Raw genomic sequence first — 17,743 nt, forward strand, 5'->3', positions numbered from 1 at the left:
TTTGTAGTGGGTAAATCCCCTATAGATCTTATGGAGCCCTTTTTATTTATGGCTCAATTTCTTGGTCAAGAAATCTCCCAAGAATTGGATTGCAAAGATAATCAAAATGATAATGATGGTTGCCAAAATGGTCACATCGTGATTATAGCGGTTAAATCCATAAGCGATAGCTACGTTACCGATACCACCAGCTCCAACCGCACCAGCCATAGCTGTTTCACCAACTAGTGAAATCAAGGTTACAGTCGTCACACGGATCAAATCTGGAAGACCTTCTGATAGGTAAACACCTACGATATCCCAGAATGTCGCTCCACTCGCTTGAGCCGCCTCAATGACACCACCATCTAGCTCAGCCAATACCACCTGTACTTGACGGGCAAAGAAGGCAAAGACTGCAAAAGATAGCGGTACGATAGCCGCATTCGGACCAATGCTTGTTCCTACGATTAGATGAGAGAAGGGTGACAAGACTGCCAAGAGAATGATAAATGGTACCGCACGGAAAATAGAGGTAATCTTATCCAAAATCCAAAAAACAACTTTATTTTCCAAGACCCCACCTGGAGCTGTCAAGACAAGGAAAAGCCCTGCAACCAGTCCTAAGAAACCTCCAATAATAAAGGAAAGAACTGTCATATAAAGAGTCAAGTAGATAGCTGTCCCCCAGCCAGCTTGACCAGCCCAACCCATCTTATAGACGTTTGGTAAGTATGCTTTAATCAATTCTGCCATCTTACTGTCCTCCCTTCAATACTTTTAGTTGTACACCTGCTTGACGAATGGCTTCTTGGGCGCCTGCCAAAGCTGCTTTTTCACCTGACAAGACCACAACTAATTCTCCAACAGGAGTGCCATCAAGAATTTCGATATTTCCATAGAGGATATTAGCCGTTACTTGGTAATGCTTGTATAATTCATTCAAAAGCGGCTCGTCTGTTGAAGCACCTGCATACTTGAGTTGCACCAAAAGGCTGTTTTCAGACAAGTGTTCCACGATTTCTTGCTTCTCGATTTTGACCATGGCTTCGTCAATACCTGTGGCTGTTGAGATAAAGTCTTGAGTCAAGGGTTGTTTAGGGTCTGAGAAGATTTCAAGGACGCTACCCTCTTCAATCAAATGCCCATCCTGCATGACTGCCACACGATTGGCAATATCTTTGACAATCTGCATTTCATGCGTAATTAAGACAACAGTTAAGCCTAATTTTTGGTTCAAATCTTGCAACAAGGTCAAAATCTGCTTGGTTGTCTTAGGGTCAAGGGCAGAAGTTGACTCGTCTGAAATCAAGATTTTTGGATCATTAGCCAAGGCACGCGCAATGGCCACACGCTGTTTTTGCCCTCCAGATAGTTGTGAAGGGTAGTTTTCAGCACGGTCTGCCAAGCCAACCAAGTCCAACAACTTAGCAACTTTAGCCTTCTTCTCTTCCTTGCTAAGTCCAGAGTGTTTAAGGGCAAAGGCTACATTCTCCTCTGCTGTCTTTTGGCTCATCAGGTTAAAATGCTGGAAAATCATTCCGATATCTTGACGTTTACGACGCAACTGCTCTGCCGTCAAGGTCACCTTACCATCAAAAATCACATCGTCGTCAATGGTAATTTTGCCTGCAGATGGCTTTTGCAAGAGGTTAATCACTCGTACAAGGGTTGATTTCCCTGCTCCAGAATATCCAACGATTCCGTAGATATCCCCTTCTTGGATATGAATGGTCACATCCTTGACCGCTGTGATGGTTCTCTTCTTTTGGTGAAAAGTCACATCGATCTGATCTAACTTGATAATATCTCTACTCATAGCTTCTAATCAGCTCCTCTACTAATTCAATATGGGTGTAGTAATCGGCGATTCGCACATTTTCATCTCCACCGTGGTCTCGGCTATTGGCATTTCCTAGACCGAAGGCCACCATTGGCACCTCTAGGGCATCAAAGACCGTATGCATAGGCCCAGTACCTGCCGTAGTCGGCAAGACTGAAACGCCCTGTGGATAGAATTTCTTGGCCAACTCGATTACATTGAGAATGGCTGGCGCGCTCATGTCGCTTCGATAGCTCATCTCTCCCAAGGTATAGTATAATTCTACCTTATCAAAGCCATTTTTGTCTAGCTGTTTCCGAATTTTTTCCAGAACATCATGCGGTTCTAGACCAGGAACCAAACGAACTTCTAGCTTAGCACTGGCTTCTGCTGGCAAAATCGTTTTGACTCCTTGTCCTTGGTAACCTGACTGAATCCCTTCTATATTAAGAGCTGGCTCGAAAAAGAAACGTTTTAGAAAGGCTGCGCGGTCCTCTTGTAAGAGAGGCAATTCCAAACCATAAATCTGGCTGATTTCCTCTGGATTTCGTTGGGCGTAAGTGTCCACCAAGGCCAATTCCCGTTCATTTGGCTCCTGCACTTCTTCGTACAAGCCTTCAACCAAGATACGGCCATCTGCAGCGCGAAGAGACTGTAAGGCTTGGAGAAGATACCAAGGAGCTGATTCCACAACCCCACCATAACTAGAGTGGATATCGACATCAGCGCTTTTTACCTTGGCATCAAAGGTCACAATCCCCTTATTTCCACCAGAAATTTCCAGCTGTTCCAAGGCATTTTTGGTTCCTTGTTCCCAGACCAACAAATCTGCACCACGGAGTTTATCCGCATGTTTTTCCAGATACTTATCTAGGTCTGTCGAGGCCGATTCCTCCGCTCCCTCCATGATAAAACTGATATTGACAGGCAGGTCATCATGGTGCTGCATGTATTTTCTCAAAGCACTCAAACGAGCTGTGATATGACCCTTATCATCGTCAACTCCACGCCCATACATGAAGCCATTGCGGACCGAAAGCGTAAAGGGATCCTCTGTCCAGACCTGATCCCCGTCCGCTGGCACAGTGTCATAGTGGTTATAGAAAATCAAGGTTTTGGCATCTGGACGCGAACTCTTGAAATGCGCCATGACAAAAGGCGCCGTATAAGTCTCATCAATCTCCACTTCAGCCCCAACACGCTTGAAAATCTCACCCAGATAGTTGGCAACTTCTTTGAGCCCCACCTGTTGGGCAAAGACCGACTTCTTAGAAATCAAGGTACGCAAAACCTCAAAATAATGCTGGGCCACATGATCCTTTTCAAATTTTTCAATCTGTTCTTGTTCGCTAGGAAAAACCATATTCTCTCTACCTTTCTATGAACTACTCTTCCTGACAATCCATGCTCTAACAAAAGCAAGAGGTGGAATTTTCTCTCCCACCTCCCTGTTTCTTATTACCAAACTGGTTGATCCAAACCGTCTGATGTTTCTTCGATAACTTTTTTCACGTCATCTGTGTGGTAAGCTGCGATCACTTTCTTGATAGCATCAGCCTTAGGTGATGTTTCCCAATCTTTTTTCGCAACGATGATGTTGTACCATTGTTTTGAATTTTCATCAGCTTGTTCTTTGAAGAGCGCTTTCTTGTAGTCCAATTTTGCTTCTGTAACGAAGGTATTGTTTACAACGGCAGCATCAACTGATGACAATGAACGAGCTGTTTGGCTAGCGTCCAATTCAGTGATTTTCAAGTTCTTTGGATTTTCTTTGATGTTAGCAACTGTTGCAAGGGCAGTTCCTGAAACATCCAATTTAATCAAGCCAGCTGATTGAAGCAAGTAAAGCGCACGGCTTTCGTTTGTAGCGTCGTTCGGTACAGCGATTTCTCCGTTTGCTGGGATGTCCTCTACTTTAGTGTACTTGTTGTCACTTCCATTCAAACCTGAGTAAAGGCGAATTGGAGAGATGTAAGTATCTGCAATCGCTACAAGATCTTTCCCATTTTCTTTGTTCCAGTTGTTCAAGAAGTTATAGTGTTGGAAAGCGTTCAAGTCTACTTCGCCGTCAGCAGTTGCCTTGTTTGGTTGTGAGTAGTCTGTGAACTCTGTAAATTCCAAGGTAATGCCGTCTTTTTTAACCAATTCTTGGATTTTATCCCAACGTTTTTCTTCAGAACCGCTACGGTTAACAGTTGCGATTTTGATAGTTGTTGCATTGTCTGCTTTCTTTTCTGAGTTTCCGCAAGCGACAAGAGCCAAACCTGCGACTGTAGCAAGGGCTGCTACACCAAGCCATTTTTTGATTTTCATGATTCTTTCTCCTTAAAAATAATACCTTACTAGTATCTCACAATTTGTTTGATTTCACAAATTGTTATTAGATAGTCAGATATATAGTTTAAAACTATATACTTAAAAATTGAGAAATCACCCATCTTACTCAGAATGGATGACTTCAAGAAATTATTTAATATCAGCTTCTGCTGGTAGATAAGTGTCTCCGAAGAATTGTTTTGACAATTTTTCAAGAGTGCCATCTTTGTAGAGTTCTTGGATACGTTTGTCTACAAATGTTTTCAACTCATCTTGACCTTTGGCAAGAAGTGGGTAAACGTAAGGTTGTTGGTCGCTTGGAAGTTCAATAACTTTCAAGTTGTCCAAACCTTGGTTCTTGATAACTGTTTCAACACCGATTTTATCAAAAATCTTGTAGTCAAACTGGCCATCGCTCAAGCGTCCCATGATTTGTTGGAAGTCTGCTCTAGTATAGTTAAGGACAGTTGGATTATCTGAGTGTTGCTTGTTATAGTCTTCTAACTGTTTAGCTGATGTTGTCCCTTGAACAACTTCTGTTGATTTTCCACCAATATCATCAAGTGATTTGATGCTAGAGTCGTCCTTCTTCACTACAAGAACGTTAGGGTTTTTAGCAGTTGGGGCTGCGTAAAGGTATTTTTCAGCACGTTCTTTGGTGTAGCTGATGTTGTTAACGGCCATTTGGTAACGGTCAGCATCCAGTCCTGCAAAGACACCTGACCACTCTGTCTTCTCAAACTTGACATCATACTTGTCAGAGTCTTTAAAGATAGCGCGAACCACTTCAATTTCATAACCAGTCAATTCACCATTTTCTTCATAGTTGAATGGTTTTGGTGAAGCATTGGTTGCAACGATAATTTCTTTCTTGCTAGTTGCTTCTCCTTCTTTTTTAGCACCACCTGAGCAAGCTGCTAGCACACCTGCAGCAACAAGTCCTAAGGCAGCAAGAGATGAGTATTTAACGATTTTTTTCATGTCATTTCCTCCAAAATAGAATACCTTATAATCTTAACAGAAAAAGAGCATTTACGCCATTATATGATATCTATCTCTGTGATAGGTTTTCTTTATGGCTGATTTAAAAGACCAAACGCAAGACAGCAATCAAGACTACTCCAAAGAGAACTGTTCCGACTAGATTGCGGTAGCGAAAGGCTACCCAAGCTGTTGGAAAGACGGCTAAGAAGTCTAGCCATTTAATTTGAGGAAGGCTCCCAACCTTACCTGTCACTACGCTTGAAAGAATCAAGGCAAAGATAATAGAAACGGGCAAGAACTTCAAAAAACGCTCAACGATCGCAGGAAGGCCCTTATACTTGACCAAGATGAAGGGAATCATACGGGGAATCCAAGTCACCAAGCCAGAGAAAATAACTGCTAATAAAAGATACTTACTGACCATCTAAAACCACCCCCATTGTACAACCTAGCAAGGTCGCAAACAGAACAGCTAGTGACTGAGACACCACTGTCAAGAGCAAAAAGAAGGACACCGCAACAACCGCTAGAATAATAAGCAGATTGCGGACAGGAATCCGTCTTTGCATAATCTGGAATTGCGAAGCAAAAATCCCGATGAACATCCCAACCAAAGCAAAGTCCAGCCCAAAGATTTCTGGATTTGGCAGCAGGGCACCTAGAGCTGTTCCAACCACTGTCCCCACAAACCAAGCCACATAGCTGTTGAGATTGTTTCCGTGCATCCACATAGGATTGACCTTGTCTGTATGGGCCAATTCACCCATCAAAACGCCGTAAGTCTCATCTGTCAAGAGGCTAGACATACCGATATTTTGCCAGAGACTGGTATGACGGAAATAGGTTGACGCATGCAAGCTCAACAAAAAGAGACGCAAATTGATTAGAAAAACCGTCATAGCAATAGCTGCCACAGGAGCTTGAACCGCAATCAGTGCCAACATGGCAAACTGGGCACTCCCAGCATAAACAAAGAGGCTCATCAAGCCCATCTCTACAGGTGTCACATAGGGCGCACCAATAATCCCACAGGCAAGGCCAATACTGACATAACCAAGGGCCGTTGGCATGGCTGCCTGTGCCCCCTCCCAGAATCCTTTTTCTTTCATCTTTCTCCTCATATTGTCTTAATAAATGGGCTGAAAAGGCTCCAGCCACAGCATGAACTATTATAACACATTCAGGAAAGAGAAAAAAGTCTGTTGATTGTAATCAGACAGACTCCATTTTATTCCATAGTATCAAAAGCGAGACTTGGTTTGGCATTGAGGTCCAAGTTTGCAAAGTTTTCTTTGTTCCACTCGCTGACGCTGGCATAGGCAATCATACCTGCATTGTCTCCGCAAAGACGCAGAGGTGGAATGATGACCTTGACATCTGTGATTTCAGTTGCTAGGTGTTCTCTGAGGCCTTTATTGGCTGCCACGCCACCTGCCACGACAAGGGTTTTAACAGGGTATTTCTCCAAAGCCTTCTTAGTTTTTGCCATAAGAATATCCAAGACAGCTGCTTGGAAGGAAGCACACAAATCCTCTGTGGACAAGCTTTCTCCCTTTTGCTCGGCATTGTGGTGAAGATTGATAAAAGCCGATTTCAAACCTGAGAATGAAAACTCCAGATTATCTTCCTTAATCATGGCACGAGGAAAATCATAAATATCCTGTCCCTGATGAGCTAGCTCGTCAATCTCACGACCTGCAGGATAGGTCAAGCCCATGACACGGCCGACCTTATCATAGGCCTCACCAACCGCGTCATCTCGCGTTTCTCCAACAATCTTGTAGTCACCCGCCTCAGAAACATAAACCAACTCTGTGTGTCCACCGCTGACCAAGAGGGCTAGCAAGGGAAACTCCAAAGGCTCCACGCTCTGAGCTGCCATGAGGTGACCAGCCATGTGGTTAACAGGGATGAGTGGAAGTCCATGTGCCCAAGCAAAGGCCTTAGCAGCTGACAAGCCAACTAGCAAGGCTCCGACCAAGCCTGGTCCATAGGTAACAGCCACAGCTGTCACGTCCTCTTCGGTAATCCCTGCTTCTGCCAACGCCTCCTCGATGCAGGCTGTAATGACCTCGACATGGTGACGACTGGCTACTTCAGGCACTACGCCCCCAAAACGTTTGTGACTCTCAATTTGACTAGCAATGACATTGGACAAGAGCTCATCGTCGTTTTTCAAGACGGCGACACTGGTCTCATCACAGGATGTCTCAAATGCTAAAATATATCTATCCTTCATCTATTTCTCTCTTCATGATGATGGCGTCCTCGACTGGATCATGGTAGTAGGCCTTGCGCTCAGCGATGACCGCCATCTTTTCTTTCTTGTAAAATGCTTGCGCTCGTTGATTTGACCTTCTGACTTCGAGGAAAATCTCCTTGTCTGTCGGCAATTGAGCAAACAAGGCTGACGCAATTCCCTGACCCTGATAGGCTCCTTTGACAGCGATTTGCAGGACTTCTGCTTCAAAGATATTTTCCTGCACAGCTAGAAATCCAATCACTTCGGCCCCATCATAAGCCAGAACATACCAAGTCTGGTCTTGGGACAGATCTGCTTGGATTTGTTCCAGCGTCCAAGGACTGACTGGGTAAACAGCTGCCATCACAGCGTAGATGGCTTGAGCCAAGTCAGGTTGCTGTTGGATTCGTTTGATTTCTATCATAGGCGTTTAATGTAGGACTCGCCAGATTCAGTGTGGTTCTTGAGCCAGTTTTCCTCAGCCTCGACTCGTTTGAGGTAATTCGGCACAAAATCATGCAAGGAGTCTGCTTCCTTGTCCCAGGCCCAGAGAGCTAGATTAGCTGCATTTGGCAAGGTTTCTTTGAGATTAGTCCTTGGCAAGTGTTCTTGAATCTGCTCCACAAAGGGGCCAACTTCTCCGACAAAGGTTACTTGACTAGCACCCTTGATTAACTCAATCACTCGCTCAAAAGGCAGGTGCGCTTCTGGCATGACAGGTTTGGCATTTTCATAAAATCCTGCATAAACATTGTTGCGACGCGCATCCATCAAAGGAACGAACAAGCCTTCTTGTTGGTAGGGCACCAGAGCCAAGAGGCTAGACATACCAACCAACTCAATGTTCAGAGTATGAGCCAAAGTCTTGGCAGTTGCTACCGCAATTCGCAAACCTGTGTAGCTACCTGGCCCTTCCGCTACCACGATTCGATCCAAATCCTTGGGCGTCCAATCCAAACTTGCCATCAAAAAATCGATGGCAGGCATAAGGGTAATACTGTGATTTTTCTTAATATTAATCGTCGTCTCGGCAAGAACCTGCTTGTCCTCTAAAATAGCGAGAGAAAGAGCCTTGCTAGACGTATCAAAAGCTAATACTTTCATAACACATTCCTATCTTTTTGTCTGCTTACTATTATACTACAAAAGCTGGCACATGGGAATTTTCTTTGCCCCCAAACAAAAATGCCTATACTTAGCTAAAAAATAATTCGCAAATAAAATTCAAAAAAATGCTCACTTTTCCTTTTCTTTTCCGAATATAAAAGTGAACAAGAAAAAAGGAGGAAAGTTCAATGACAAATTTTGACGTTCTTGACAATCAATTTTTATCCCTATCTGAAAATGAATTATCAGATATTGATGGCGGTCTCGCTCCCTTGGTTATCTTTGGAGTAGCAGTATCTTGGAAAGCTATTGCAGGTGGAACAGCACTTGTAGGTTCTGGTTTGGCAGCTGGTTATTTTTTAGGAGGAGATTAATATGATGAAAGATTTAAACAACTATCGTGAAATTTCTAATAAGGAATTGCAAGAAATCAAGGGTGGTTTTGGTGTAGGTGTTGGTATCGCTTTATTTATGGCAGGTTATACCATTGGGAAAGATCTCCGTAAAAAGTTTGGTAAGTCATGCTAGATAAAAGATACATTTTTAGAAGGATAAATTTTATTATCTTTATCTCTTACAGTTTGCTAAGCATTCTCAATGATTTAAACATTACTACTATCCCTTTACCAATTGATCTATCTGTTTGTATTGTTTTATTTTTATGCTTCAACTCTATTTTTGAGCAGAACAATGACTCCCATAAAAATAATAAGCTCTGAAAATTCCATTGTCATGTCATTTAGAAAAATGCAAAGACCGCCTCATCTTGATAGATGGGGTGGAATTTTCGTGTCATGAATCTACTATCTTTTACCCCAAAACAAAAATGCCCCAGCATAAGCGGGGCATCTAAGCATTTAATCCAAAGTAAAATACAAACCAAACGACATAGGTTACGAGGAGGAGAAAAAGCGAGTAGAGAGTCACAAAGGTAATTTTCCACAAGAACTTGGTTTGTCGTCGTTCCAGTTTGGCAAATAGAAGATTCCCCGCATAAACGCAAGCAACAAAAACAATAAAAGCTACCAAGCGAGCTCCGATAGCAAAAGCAAATAAGTTATACATAGGGCAACCTCCTTGACTTAAAAACTATATGGAATTATGACAAGCAATAAATTTCACTTCCATTATCAACATAACACATTTTCTTTATTTTTGCAAGCGCTTACTCGGCGAATCGACCCATGACTTTCTCGTTTCCGTCTTTTACTAATTTTTCATTTTGTGGTATAATTGAAATAATTGTAACGAATCAAGGTCAATCTAGACACAAAATGGAATGAAATCAAGCAAATCTATGCTAAAAGTTTGGAATAAGCTGACCTGTAAAATAGAAAGGAACTATATGATTTACAAAGTTTTTTATCAAGAAACAAAAGAACGTAGCCCACGTCGTGAAACAACACGCGCACTTTACCTAGACATCGATGCCAGCTCAGAACTTGAGGGTCGTATCGCTGCTCGCCAACTTGTCGAAGAAAATCGCCCAGAGTACAATATCGAGTATATCGAACTCTTGTCTGACAAATTGCTAGATTACGAAAAAGAAACTGGCGCCTTCGAAATTACGGAGTTCTAATATGGCCTATACTCTTAAACCTGAAGAAGTTGGCGTTTTTGCCATCGGTGGTCTGGGAGAAATCGGGAAAAACACATACGGGATTGAATACCAAGATGAGATTATCATCGTCGATGCTGGGATTAAATTCCCAGAAGATGACTTGCTGGGTATCGACTATGTCATTCCTGATTACTCCTACATCGTAGACAACATCGACCGCGTCAAGGCTGTTTTGATCACACACGGACACGAGGACCACATCGGTGGGATTCCATTCCTGCTCAAGCAAGCAAATGTCCCTATCTATGCCGGACCACTTGCCTTGGCTTTGATTCGTGGGAAACTCGAAGAACACGGCCTCTTGCGCAACGCCAAACTTTACGAAATCAATCACAACACTGAGTTGACCTTTAAAAATCTCAAGGCAACTTTCTTTAGAACCACTCACTCTATTCCAGAGCCTTTGGGGATTGTCATTCATACTCCTCAAGGGAAAATTGTCTGTACGGGTGACTTCAAGTTTGACTTAACACCAGTTGGTGAACCAGCAGATTTGCACCGTATGGCAGCCCTTGGTGAAGACGGTGTACTCTGTCTCCTGTCTGACTCAACAAATGCAGAAGTGCCAACCTTTACCAACTCTGAAAAAGTCGTTGGTCAGTCCATCATGAAGATTATCCAAGGTATTGAAGGACGTATCATCTTTGCATCCTTTGCCTCAAATATCTTCCGTCTCCAGCAAGCAACAGAAGCCGCTGTTAAGACTGGACGTAAGATCGCGGTCTTTGGTCGTTCCATGGAAAAGGCCATTGTCAACGGAATCGATCTTGGCTACATCAAAGCTCCTAAAGGAACCTTTATCGAGCCAAATGAAATCAAAGACTACCCTGCAGGCGAGGTTCTTATCCTCTGTACAGGTAGTCAGGGTGAACCTATGGCGGCCCTCTCTCGTATCGCCAACGGAACCCACCGTCAGGTACAACTCCAACCAGGCGATACGGTTATCTTCTCTTCAAGTCCAATCCCTGGAAACACTACTAGCGTCAACAAGCTGATCAACGTCATTTCTGAAGCTGGTGTCGAAGTTATCCACGGTAAGGTTAACAATATCCATACATCTGGACACGGTGGTCAGCAAGAGCAAAAACTCATGCTCCGCTTGATTAAGCCAAAATACTTCATGCCTGTCCACGGTGAATACCGCATGCAAAAAGTCCATGCTGGACTAGCAGTGGATACTGGTGTTGAGAAGGACAATATCTTTATCATGAGCAATGGTGATGTGCTTGCCCTTACTGCTGATTCTGCTCGTATCGCAGGCCATTTCAACGCCCAAGACATCTATGTCGATGGAAATCGTATCGGTGAAATCGGTGCTGCTGTCCTCAAAGATCGTCGTGATTTATCTGAAGATGGTGTCGTTCTGGCAGTCGCAACTGTTGACTTCAAATCGCAGATGATTCTATCTGGTCCAGACATCCTCAGCCGAGGCTTTGTCTACATGAGAGAGTCTGGCGACTTGATTCGCCAAAGCCAGCGTATCCTCTTCAATGCAATTCGTATCGCACTAAAAAACAAGGATGCTAGCGTGCAATCTGTCAATGGTGCCATTGTCAACGCTATTCGCCCCTTCCTCTATGAAAATACAGAACGTGAACCGATTATCATCCCGATGATCCTCACACCAGATGAAGAATAAAGCAAGAAAACAGCCCCGAAGACGGAGCTGTTTTTTCTATGCTTTCTTTTTAGATTAAAACTCAATAAAAATCGAAATCAGACTAGAAGGCTAGGCGAAAGCATAACTTAAGTTAGGTGAGCCGAAGCCGACGACGTATCATTTTGATTTTTGAAGAGTTTTAGAAATACTACGATTTTTACCTTCAAGATACACCATCAAAATAGAAATGTCTGCTGGATTTACTCCCGAAATACGGCTGGCTTGGCCGATGGTTTCTGGATTGATGAGTTTGAACTTCTGACGGGCTTCTGTCGCGATAGAATCAATATCATCCCAGTCAATATTGGCTGGAATGCGTTTTTCTTCCATGCGTTTCATCTTGGCAACCTGATCCATGGCTTTTGAGATATAGCCTTCGTACTTGATTTCTGTTTCAATCAATTCGATAATCTTGTCATCCAAGTCCTCTGCTGCTGGTCCGATGAAAGCCACCACATCTTGATAAGAAACTTCTGGACGGCGAAGGAATTCCTTAGCTGTCACTGCATCTGTCAACGGCTTGAAGCCCATCTCCTCAACCTTGGCATTGATTTCCTTGACTGGCTTGAGTTTAATACTGTCTAGGCGTTTCATTTCATTTTCAAATTGATTTTTCTTGATTTCAAAACGAGCCCAACGTTCATCGTCAACAAGCCCAATCTCGCGCCCCATCTCAGTCAAACGCATATCGGCATTGTCATGACGGAGAATGAGGCGATATTCAGCACGACTGGTCAAGAGACGGTAAGGTTCAATGGTCCCCTTGGTCACCAAGTCATCAATCATGACCCCAATATAACCGTCACTACGCTTCAAAATCAACTCAGACTTGCCTTGGACTTTCAAAGCCGCATTGATACCCGCGATAATCCCTTGGCCAGCAGCTTCTTCGTAACCTGATGTTCCATTGGTCTGACCAGCAGTGAATAGACCTGAGATTTTCTTGGTTTCCAGAGTCGCACGCAACTGATGAGGCAAGACCATATCGTACTCGATGGCATAACCTGTTCGCATCATCTCTGCATTTTCCAAACCTTTGATAGAATGAACCAGCTCACGTTGGACATCCTCAGGCAGACTAGTTGATAGGCCTTGAACATAGACTTCCTCAGTATTGCGCCCTTCTGGCTCTAGGAAGAGTTGGTGGCGTTCCTTGTCCGCAAAGCGCACAATCTTGTCTTCAATCGATGGACAATAACGAGGTCCCACTCCTTTGACCACACCTGTAAACATAGGCGCACGGTGGAGATTGTTTTGGATAATCTCATGACTAGTACCATTGGTGTAGGTCAACCAGCATGGCACTTGGTCCTTGACATAATCCTCATCACGTGAAGTGTATGAGAAATGATTAGGCGCTTCGTCTCCTGGCTGAATCTCGGTCACATCGTAATTGATAGAAGAAGCCTTGACACGTGGAGGTGTTCCTGTCTTGAAACGACCAATTTCGAGTCCTAATTCCTTGAGGTTGTCAGCAAGGTTAATAGAAGCTAGGCTGTGGTTAGGACCTGATGAGTACTTGAGGTCTCCGATGATAATTTCCCCACGGAGGGCTGTTCCTGTCGTCACGATAACAGCCTTGGAAGCATACTCTTGATGAGTTGCTGTACGAACACCGACAACCTTGCCATCTTCCACCAAAATCTCATCAATCATGGTCTGACGAAGGGTCAGATTTTCTTGATTTTCAACCGTCTTGCGCATTTCCTTGGAGTAAAGCTCCTTGTCAGCCTGCGCACGAAGGGCACGGACAGCTGGCCCCTTCCCTGTGTTAAGCATCTTCATCTGGATGTAAGTCTTATCAATGGTTTTGGCCATCTCGCCACCGAGGGCATCAACTTCACGTACAACGATCCCCTTGGCAGAACCACCGATAGAGGGGTTACAAGGCATAAAAGCCAGCATTTCAATGTTGATGGTCGCAAGTAAGACCTTACAGCCCATACGGCTAGCAGCTAAGGAAGCCTCGACACCAGCGTGTCCCGCACCAATTACAATAATATCGTATTCTTCAGTAAAATTATATGTCATTTCTTAACCTTTCAAAAATTTCTCGCAAATAAGGAACTAACTTCTCCTCCTCCTCTAAAGCTTGAGCCAGAGTAACCCATTTAAAGTGCGTATGCTCTTCAGGATCTAATCTGATAATTGGCTTCTCCCCAACCCACTCTGCTTTATAAACTAAGCGAGTAAAGACCGTATCCTTAGAGGTATCCAGTTGACTATCTTCGTGAAGAAGTTTGAGCGAACTGCTATCTAGCCTAACTCCCGCTTCTTCAATACATTCTCTAAGAGCTCCATCTCGCGGAAGTTCACCCTTTTCAACCCCGCCACCAGGAATATCCCAGTAAGTTGGATAAACATTGGGTTGTCCTCTTTTAATTTCCGAACGCTGAATGAGCAAATAATCATCACCACTATGAACAAGTACATGGGCAATAAGCTTAACCATCATTTTTTCTCCTATTCCTCAAGATGAATGTGTCTTAGTTGGCCGTCCCAATCTGGTAAGGCTGTTTTTAAAAAGGCTGGGACTAGTTGGAAATCCTGAAGCTGGCCCAAGTCAATCCACTCACAGGGCTGCCTTTTCTCATCTTCCTGCATGGTCAATGGGGCATCTTCAAGCAAATCCACTAAGTAATGAAACTCGATATTGTGATAGTAAACACCGTCCTGCTCAAAACAATTTTCAACCACGAAAGCTAGTTGCCCAGCTTGAGCTTCGACACCCAGTTCTTCCCTCACTTCACGGACTACTGCGTCTTCCGTGCTTTCATTGACTTGAATCGCACCGCCGATAGTATAATACTTGCCCTCATCTTTGGTGACTAGAAGCTTGCGATTTTGGACAATCAAAGCTGTCGCTCGAACACCAAAAACCGTATTGTCTACTTTGGTCCGAAAGTCTTGCTGAGTCATTCTTGTCCTTTCCCTTAAACGACACAAAAACAGTCAAAACTCCAAAGAAGTGCAGGACAAAAAAGCCTGCAACATCCATGAGCTTTGACCATCATTTCTATTGCTTTTATTATTGTAGCAAATTGAGAAAATTTGTCAATCTAAATGTACTGACAAACTTGTCCATCGCGGTAAGCATTGTCAATCAAACCGCCACCTAGACACTCTTCGCCATCGTAAAAGACAACTGCCTGTCCTGGTGTGATGGCGCGTTGCGGTTCTGCAAAGATAACCTCTGCCTTATCTCCTTTGACATGGACGGTCACCTTAGAATCAGGCTGACGGTAGCGGAATTTTGCTGTGCATTCTAGCGTAAACTCCTCTGGCATATCACGAGTAAAGTGGACTTGGCTAGCCTCTAGGCTGGTTGACATGAGCGAATCATGGTAGAAGCCTTGTCCGACATAGAGGATATTCTTGCTCAGGTCTTTTCCGACAACGAACCAAGGGGCATTGTCACCGCCGTGTTGTCCACCGATACCAAGACCGCCACGCTGACCGATTGTATAATACATAAGTCCTGCATGCTCTCCCATATCGCGACCATCCACAGTCATCATGCGACCAGGCTGAGCTGGCAGGTAGTTGCTGAGGAAATTTTTAAAGTTCTTTTCTCCGATAAAGCAAATCCCTGTCGAGTCTTTCTTCTTAGCAGTCGCAAGGCCTGCTTCTTCTGCTAGTCTGCGTACTTCAGGTTTTTCCAAATGTCCCAAGGGGAACATGGTTTTTTGGAGTTGTTCTTGCGACAGTTGACTGAGGAAATAGGTTTGGTCCTTGCCATTGTCCACGCCACGAAGCATATGAACAGTACCATCTTCATCACGCGCCACTCGGGCATAATGCCCAGTCGCTACATAGTCTGCCCCCAAGGTCATGGCATAGTCCAAAAAGGCCTTGAACTTGATTTCCTTGTTGCACATAACATCTGGATTTGGCGTGCGTCCTGCACGGTATTCCGCTAGGAAATACTCGAAAACGCGGTCCCAGTACTCTTTTTCAAAATTGACAGAGTAGTAGGGAATGCCAATCTGGTCTGCCACCGCAGCCACATCCTTGTAATCTTCGGTCGCCGTACAGACGCCGTTTTCATCTGTGTCATCCCAGTTCTTCATGAAGATACCGATCACATCGTAGCCCTGCTCCTTAAGAAGAAGAGCCGTCACCGACGAATCAACACCACCACTCATCCCCACAACAACACGTGTTTTAGAGTTATCACTCATGGTAAGTCTCCCATCTATTCGTTTATTTATACCCCTCAAAATTCTATTTACTATGACTTTCAATAGAATTTCTTCGAGTATAGTCTTTTCGTTTGCTTTTAGTAGTAAAATGGTCTGGGAGACCATTTTAGCCTATCATCTTAAAATGAAAATATGATAGGCAACGAGTCGCAAGCATAACTTGAGTTCGCTCAATCAGTCTGGGAGACTGATTGAGGTTATAAATCAGACAAGCTCAGCTTGCATCTCATTTCGAGTTAACGACGTAATAAAAGATAAACGAAATGACTAGTTCACGATTGAAGGTCGTGTGTGCTTTAACGATTGAAGGTCGCTTGAGCAGTATTCATTATAACACGCTTGGTTGGAGAAGACAAGAAAGAGGCTGTCAATCGACCAACCTCTTGTTCTGAACCTATCAATCTATCACTTTTTAGCTTCATTCGCTTTCTTAGCGACTGCAATCTGGTATTTCACTTGGTCAAACCCTGTACCTCCCAAGGAATTTCGTCTTTGAACAGCGGTTTTAGGTTGCAAGTAAACATAGATATCCTCGGCAATGAGGGAATGATAGGTTTGTAATTCCTCCAAAGTCCAATCTTGAATATTTTTAGCAGACTTGATAGAGTCTAGCACTAATCTTCCCACAACCTCATGAGCTTCTCTAAATGGCAAGCCTTTCCCTGCCAAATAATCTGCCAACTCAGTTGCATTTGAAAAATCCTTCTCTGTCGACTCTTGCATTTTTTCCTTGTTTACCTGCAAGCTAGATAACATACCTGCCAATACATCCAAAGAATTTAAAATCGTTTCGACCGTATCAAACATCCCTTCCTTATCCTCTTGCAAATCCTTATTATAAGCTAAGGGCAGGGACTTCATGACTGTCAATAGTCCAAACAGATTCCCATAAACTCTACCAGTCTTTCCTCGAATCAACTCAGCCATATCTGGATTTTTCTTTTGGGGCATAATAGAGGAACCTGTTGTAAACGTATCTGACAAGGTAATGAATTGGTACTCAAAACTACACCAATTGATTATTTCTTCACAGAAACGGCTCATATGCATCATGAGTATGCTGGCATTGGATAGAAACTCTAAGATAAAATCGCGGTCACTAACAGCATCCAAAGAATTTGTATAAGGTTGCTTAAACTCCAGCAAATCGCTAGACAATTGGCGATCAATGGGGAAAGTCGTTCCTGCCAAAGCTGCCGCACCTAGAGGGCATAGGTCTGTATGCTTCTGGTTAAATTCAAAACGTTCACTGTCTCTCTGAAACATATTGTAGTAAGCCATCAGGTGGTGGGCAAAACTAATAGGCTGAGCATGTTGCAGATGGGTATAGCCCGGCATGATTGTCTCCACATGATTTTCCGCCAAGTCTAATAAAACACCCTTGAGATAAGCCAGTTTATCTAGGACATGGCCTAGTTGCTCCTTGAGATACAAGTGCATATCTGTCGCAACTTGGTCATTTCGAGAACGAGCCGTATGTAACTTCCCTGCAAGGGGACCAATTTTTTCTGTCAGCAACACTTCCATATTCATATGAATATCTTCGTTTGCGATATCAAAGTCAAGTTGGCCTGCCTCTAGCTCTTCTAAAAGCTCTTTCAAGCCTGCTTGAATCTTTTCTGACTCATTCAAACTCAAAATGTCCGTCTGGCCCAACATCTGAACGTGGGCTAAGGAACCAATCACATCAAATTTAGCTAATTTCTGGTCAAAAGATATACTCGCACCAAAGCGCTCTACCCAGTCTTCGACAGTACCTTCAAAACGACCACCCCATAATTTTGTATTCTTAGCCATATCACATCCACCT

The 17,743-nt window shown here is 43.6% G+C and carries 21 protein-coding genes; 4 read left to right on the plus strand and 17 right to left on the minus strand.

Annotation, left to right across the window (positions count from 1 at the left end):
• Positions 1-42 precede the first annotated feature (42 nt).
• The 10 genes from KV696_RS06205 to tsaB form a co-directional block, all read right to left on the minus strand.
• Entirely contained in the window at positions 43-735 is a 693-nt protein-coding gene (locus KV696_RS06205; protein WP_173270475.1) for a methionine ABC transporter permease, read from the minus strand.
• Between the two features lies 1 nt (position 736).
• Positions 737-1,798 carry a methionine ABC transporter ATP-binding protein gene (locus tag KV696_RS06210; protein WP_219967144.1) on the minus strand — a complete coding sequence of 354 codons (1,062 nt, stop codon included), beginning with the start codon at positions 1,796-1,798 and terminating at the stop codon, positions 737-739.
• Positions 1,791-3,164: a M20 family metallopeptidase gene (locus KV696_RS06215; protein ID WP_033684439.1), complete on the minus strand. Its 1,374-nt coding sequence runs from the start codon at positions 3,162-3,164 to the stop codon at positions 1,791-1,793. Before KV696_RS06215 ends, KV696_RS06210 begins: the two co-directional genes overlap by 8 nt.
• Positions 3,165-3,259: 95 nt before the next feature.
• Complete coding sequence (locus KV696_RS06220; RefSeq protein WP_049531962.1) at positions 3,260-4,114, minus strand: MetQ/NlpA family ABC transporter substrate-binding protein; 855 nt, start codon at positions 4,112-4,114, stop codon at positions 3,260-3,262.
• A gap of 153 nt (positions 4,115-4,267) precedes the next feature.
• On the minus strand, positions 4,268-5,098 hold the full coding sequence (locus KV696_RS06225) for an amino acid ABC transporter substrate-binding protein (RefSeq protein ID WP_084926305.1): 831 nt from the start codon (positions 5,096-5,098) through the stop codon (positions 4,268-4,270).
• A gap of 103 nt (positions 5,099-5,201) precedes the next feature.
• On the minus strand, positions 5,202-5,525 hold the full coding sequence (locus tag KV696_RS06230; RefSeq protein ID WP_000253936.1) for an AzlD domain-containing protein: 324 nt from the start codon (positions 5,523-5,525) through the stop codon (positions 5,202-5,204).
• Positions 5,515-6,210: an AzlC family ABC transporter permease gene (locus KV696_RS06235; RefSeq protein ID WP_219967145.1), complete on the minus strand. Its 696-nt coding sequence runs from the start codon at positions 6,208-6,210 to the stop codon at positions 5,515-5,517. The genes KV696_RS06230 and KV696_RS06235 overlap by 11 nt, the downstream gene beginning before the upstream one ends.
• A 119-nt stretch (positions 6,211-6,329) precedes the next feature.
• Positions 6,330-7,340 carry a tRNA (adenosine(37)-N6)-threonylcarbamoyltransferase complex transferase subunit TsaD gene (gene tsaD / locus KV696_RS06240; RefSeq protein WP_219967146.1) on the minus strand — a complete coding sequence of 337 codons (1,011 nt, stop codon included), beginning with the start codon at positions 7,338-7,340 and terminating at the stop codon, positions 6,330-6,332.
• Positions 7,330-7,767, minus strand: a complete 438-nt coding sequence (gene rimI / locus KV696_RS06245; RefSeq protein WP_219967147.1) for a ribosomal protein S18-alanine N-acetyltransferase — start codon at positions 7,765-7,767, stop codon at positions 7,330-7,332. The genes tsaD and rimI overlap by 11 nt, the downstream gene beginning before the upstream one ends.
• A complete protein-coding gene (tsaB, locus tag KV696_RS06250; protein ID WP_049521944.1) occupies positions 7,764-8,447 on the minus strand; it encodes a tRNA (adenosine(37)-N6)-threonylcarbamoyltransferase complex dimerization subunit type 1 TsaB in 684 nt (227 codons plus the stop codon). Before tsaB ends, rimI begins: the two co-directional genes overlap by 4 nt.
• A gap of 191 nt (positions 8,448-8,638) precedes the next feature.
• Between tsaB and cibA the strand changes: the two genes are divergently transcribed.
• Complete coding sequence (cibA, locus tag KV696_RS06255) at positions 8,639-8,824, plus strand: fratricide two-peptide bacteriocin subunit CibA (protein ID WP_000180843.1); 186 nt, start codon at positions 8,639-8,641, stop codon at positions 8,822-8,824.
• A gap of 1 nt (position 8,825) precedes the next feature.
• Positions 8,826-8,978: a fratricide two-peptide bacteriocin subunit CibB gene (cibB, locus tag KV696_RS06260; protein ID WP_000974047.1), complete on the plus strand. Its 153-nt coding sequence runs from the start codon at positions 8,826-8,828 to the stop codon at positions 8,976-8,978.
• Positions 8,979-9,299: 321 nt separating this feature from the next.
• Here the strand turns inward: cibB and KV696_RS06265 are convergent, their stop codons facing one another.
• The gene (locus KV696_RS06265) at positions 9,300-9,515 is read right to left on the minus strand and encodes a hypothetical protein (protein ID WP_000282478.1); all 216 of its coding nucleotides are present in this window, start codon (positions 9,513-9,515) and stop codon (positions 9,300-9,302) included.
• Positions 9,516-9,795: 280 nt separating this feature from the next.
• Between KV696_RS06265 and KV696_RS06270 the strand changes: the two genes are divergently transcribed.
• Both KV696_RS06270 and rnjA read left to right on the plus strand, forming a co-directional pair.
• On the plus strand, positions 9,796-10,029 hold the full coding sequence (locus tag KV696_RS06270; RefSeq protein WP_000639572.1) for a DNA-dependent RNA polymerase subunit epsilon: 234 nt from the start codon (positions 9,796-9,798) through the stop codon (positions 10,027-10,029).
• A gap of 1 nt (position 10,030) precedes the next feature.
• Positions 10,031-11,710, plus strand: a complete 1,680-nt coding sequence (rnjA, locus tag KV696_RS06275) for a ribonuclease J1 (RefSeq protein ID WP_219967148.1) — start codon at positions 10,031-10,033, stop codon at positions 11,708-11,710.
• A gap of 138 nt (positions 11,711-11,848) precedes the next feature.
• Here rnjA and mnmG read toward each other — a convergent pair whose 3' ends face one another.
• From mnmG to argH, 6 genes are all read right to left on the minus strand, one after another.
• The gene (mnmG, locus tag KV696_RS06280) at positions 11,849-13,762 is read right to left on the minus strand and encodes a tRNA uridine-5-carboxymethylaminomethyl(34) synthesis enzyme MnmG (RefSeq protein WP_219967149.1); all 1,914 of its coding nucleotides are present in this window, start codon (positions 13,760-13,762) and stop codon (positions 11,849-11,851) included.
• The gene (locus KV696_RS06285) at positions 13,752-14,186 is read right to left on the minus strand and encodes an NUDIX hydrolase (protein ID WP_219967150.1); all 435 of its coding nucleotides are present in this window, start codon (positions 14,184-14,186) and stop codon (positions 13,752-13,754) included. Before KV696_RS06285 ends, mnmG begins: the two co-directional genes overlap by 11 nt.
• A gap of 8 nt (positions 14,187-14,194) precedes the next feature.
• Positions 14,195-14,650, minus strand: a complete 456-nt coding sequence (locus tag KV696_RS06290) for an NUDIX hydrolase (RefSeq protein WP_219967151.1) — start codon at positions 14,648-14,650, stop codon at positions 14,195-14,197.
• 140 nt (positions 14,651-14,790) lie between these two features.
• The gene (mnmA, locus tag KV696_RS06295) at positions 14,791-15,912 is read right to left on the minus strand and encodes a tRNA 2-thiouridine(34) synthase MnmA (protein WP_001282953.1); all 1,122 of its coding nucleotides are present in this window, start codon (positions 15,910-15,912) and stop codon (positions 14,791-14,793) included.
• 317 nt (positions 15,913-16,229) lie between these two features.
• The gene (locus KV696_RS10055) at positions 16,230-16,355 is read right to left on the minus strand and encodes a hypothetical protein (RefSeq protein WP_258318576.1); all 126 of its coding nucleotides are present in this window, start codon (positions 16,353-16,355) and stop codon (positions 16,230-16,232) included.
• Complete coding sequence (argH, locus tag KV696_RS06300) at positions 16,339-17,730, minus strand: argininosuccinate lyase (RefSeq protein ID WP_219967152.1); 1,392 nt, start codon at positions 17,728-17,730, stop codon at positions 16,339-16,341. Before argH ends, KV696_RS10055 begins: the two co-directional genes overlap by 17 nt.
• Positions 17,731-17,743 lie beyond the last annotated feature (13 nt).

This window comes from Streptococcus humanilactis (genome assembly GCF_019448275.1).
GTDB classification, from domain to species: domain Bacteria; phylum Bacillota; class Bacilli; order Lactobacillales; family Streptococcaceae; genus Streptococcus; species Streptococcus humanilactis.

Excerpts from the sequence above, each read along its gene's own strand:
- KV696_RS06215 (WP_033684439.1), bottom strand. The coding sequence starts at position 3,164 with ATGGTTTTTCCTAGCGAACAAGAACAGATTGAAAAATTTGAAAAGGAT.
- KV696_RS06270 (WP_000639572.1), top strand. The coding sequence starts at position 9,796 with ATGATTTACAAAGTTTTTTATCAAGAAACAAAAGAACGTAGCCCACGT.
- KV696_RS06285 (WP_219967150.1), bottom strand. The coding sequence starts at position 14,186 with ATGATGGTTAAGCTTATTGCCCATGTACTTGTTCATAGTGGTGATGAT.
- KV696_RS06290 (WP_219967151.1), bottom strand. The coding sequence starts at position 14,650 with ATGACTCAGCAAGACTTTCGGACCAAAGTAGACAATACGGTTTTTGGT.
- KV696_RS06265 (WP_000282478.1), bottom strand. The coding sequence starts at position 9,515 with ATGTATAACTTATTTGCTTTTGCTATCGGAGCTCGCTTGGTAGCTTTT.
- mnmA (WP_001282953.1), bottom strand. The coding sequence starts at position 15,912 with ATGAGTGATAACTCTAAAACACGTGTTGTTGTGGGGATGAGTGGTGGT.
- rnjA (WP_219967148.1), top strand. The coding sequence starts at position 10,031 with ATGGCCTATACTCTTAAACCTGAAGAAGTTGGCGTTTTTGCCATCGGT.
- argH (WP_219967152.1), bottom strand. The coding sequence starts at position 17,730 with ATGGCTAAGAATACAAAATTATGGGGTGGTCGTTTTGAAGGTACTGTC.
- KV696_RS06205 (WP_173270475.1), bottom strand. The coding sequence starts at position 735 with ATGGCAGAATTGATTAAAGCATACTTACCAAACGTCTATAAGATGGGT.
- KV696_RS10055 (WP_258318576.1), bottom strand. The coding sequence starts at position 16,355 with ATGAAGCTAAAAAGTGATAGATTGATAGGTTCAGAACAAGAGGTTGGT.
- rimI (WP_219967147.1), bottom strand. The coding sequence starts at position 7,767 with ATGATAGAAATCAAACGAATCCAACAGCAACCTGACTTGGCTCAAGCC.
- KV696_RS06220 (WP_049531962.1), bottom strand. The coding sequence starts at position 4,114 with ATGAAAATCAAAAAATGGCTTGGTGTAGCAGCCCTTGCTACAGTCGCA.
- KV696_RS06225 (WP_084926305.1), bottom strand. The coding sequence starts at position 5,098 with ATGAAAAAAATCGTTAAATACTCATCTCTTGCTGCCTTAGGACTTGTT.
- tsaD (WP_219967146.1), bottom strand. The coding sequence starts at position 7,340 with ATGAAGGATAGATATATTTTAGCATTTGAGACATCCTGTGATGAGACC.
- cibB (WP_000974047.1), top strand. The coding sequence starts at position 8,826 with ATGATGAAAGATTTAAACAACTATCGTGAAATTTCTAATAAGGAATTG.
- tsaB (WP_049521944.1), bottom strand. The coding sequence starts at position 8,447 with ATGAAAGTATTAGCTTTTGATACGTCTAGCAAGGCTCTTTCTCTCGCT.
- mnmG (WP_219967149.1), bottom strand. The coding sequence starts at position 13,762 with ATGACATATAATTTTACTGAAGAATACGATATTATTGTAATTGGTGCG.
- cibA (WP_000180843.1), top strand. The coding sequence starts at position 8,639 with ATGACAAATTTTGACGTTCTTGACAATCAATTTTTATCCCTATCTGAA.
- KV696_RS06235 (WP_219967145.1), bottom strand. The coding sequence starts at position 6,210 with ATGAAAGAAAAAGGATTCTGGGAGGGGGCACAGGCAGCCATGCCAACG.
- KV696_RS06210 (WP_219967144.1), bottom strand. The coding sequence starts at position 1,798 with ATGAGTAGAGATATTATCAAGTTAGATCAGATCGATGTGACTTTTCAC.
- KV696_RS06230 (WP_000253936.1), bottom strand. The coding sequence starts at position 5,525 with ATGGTCAGTAAGTATCTTTTATTAGCAGTTATTTTCTCTGGCTTGGTG.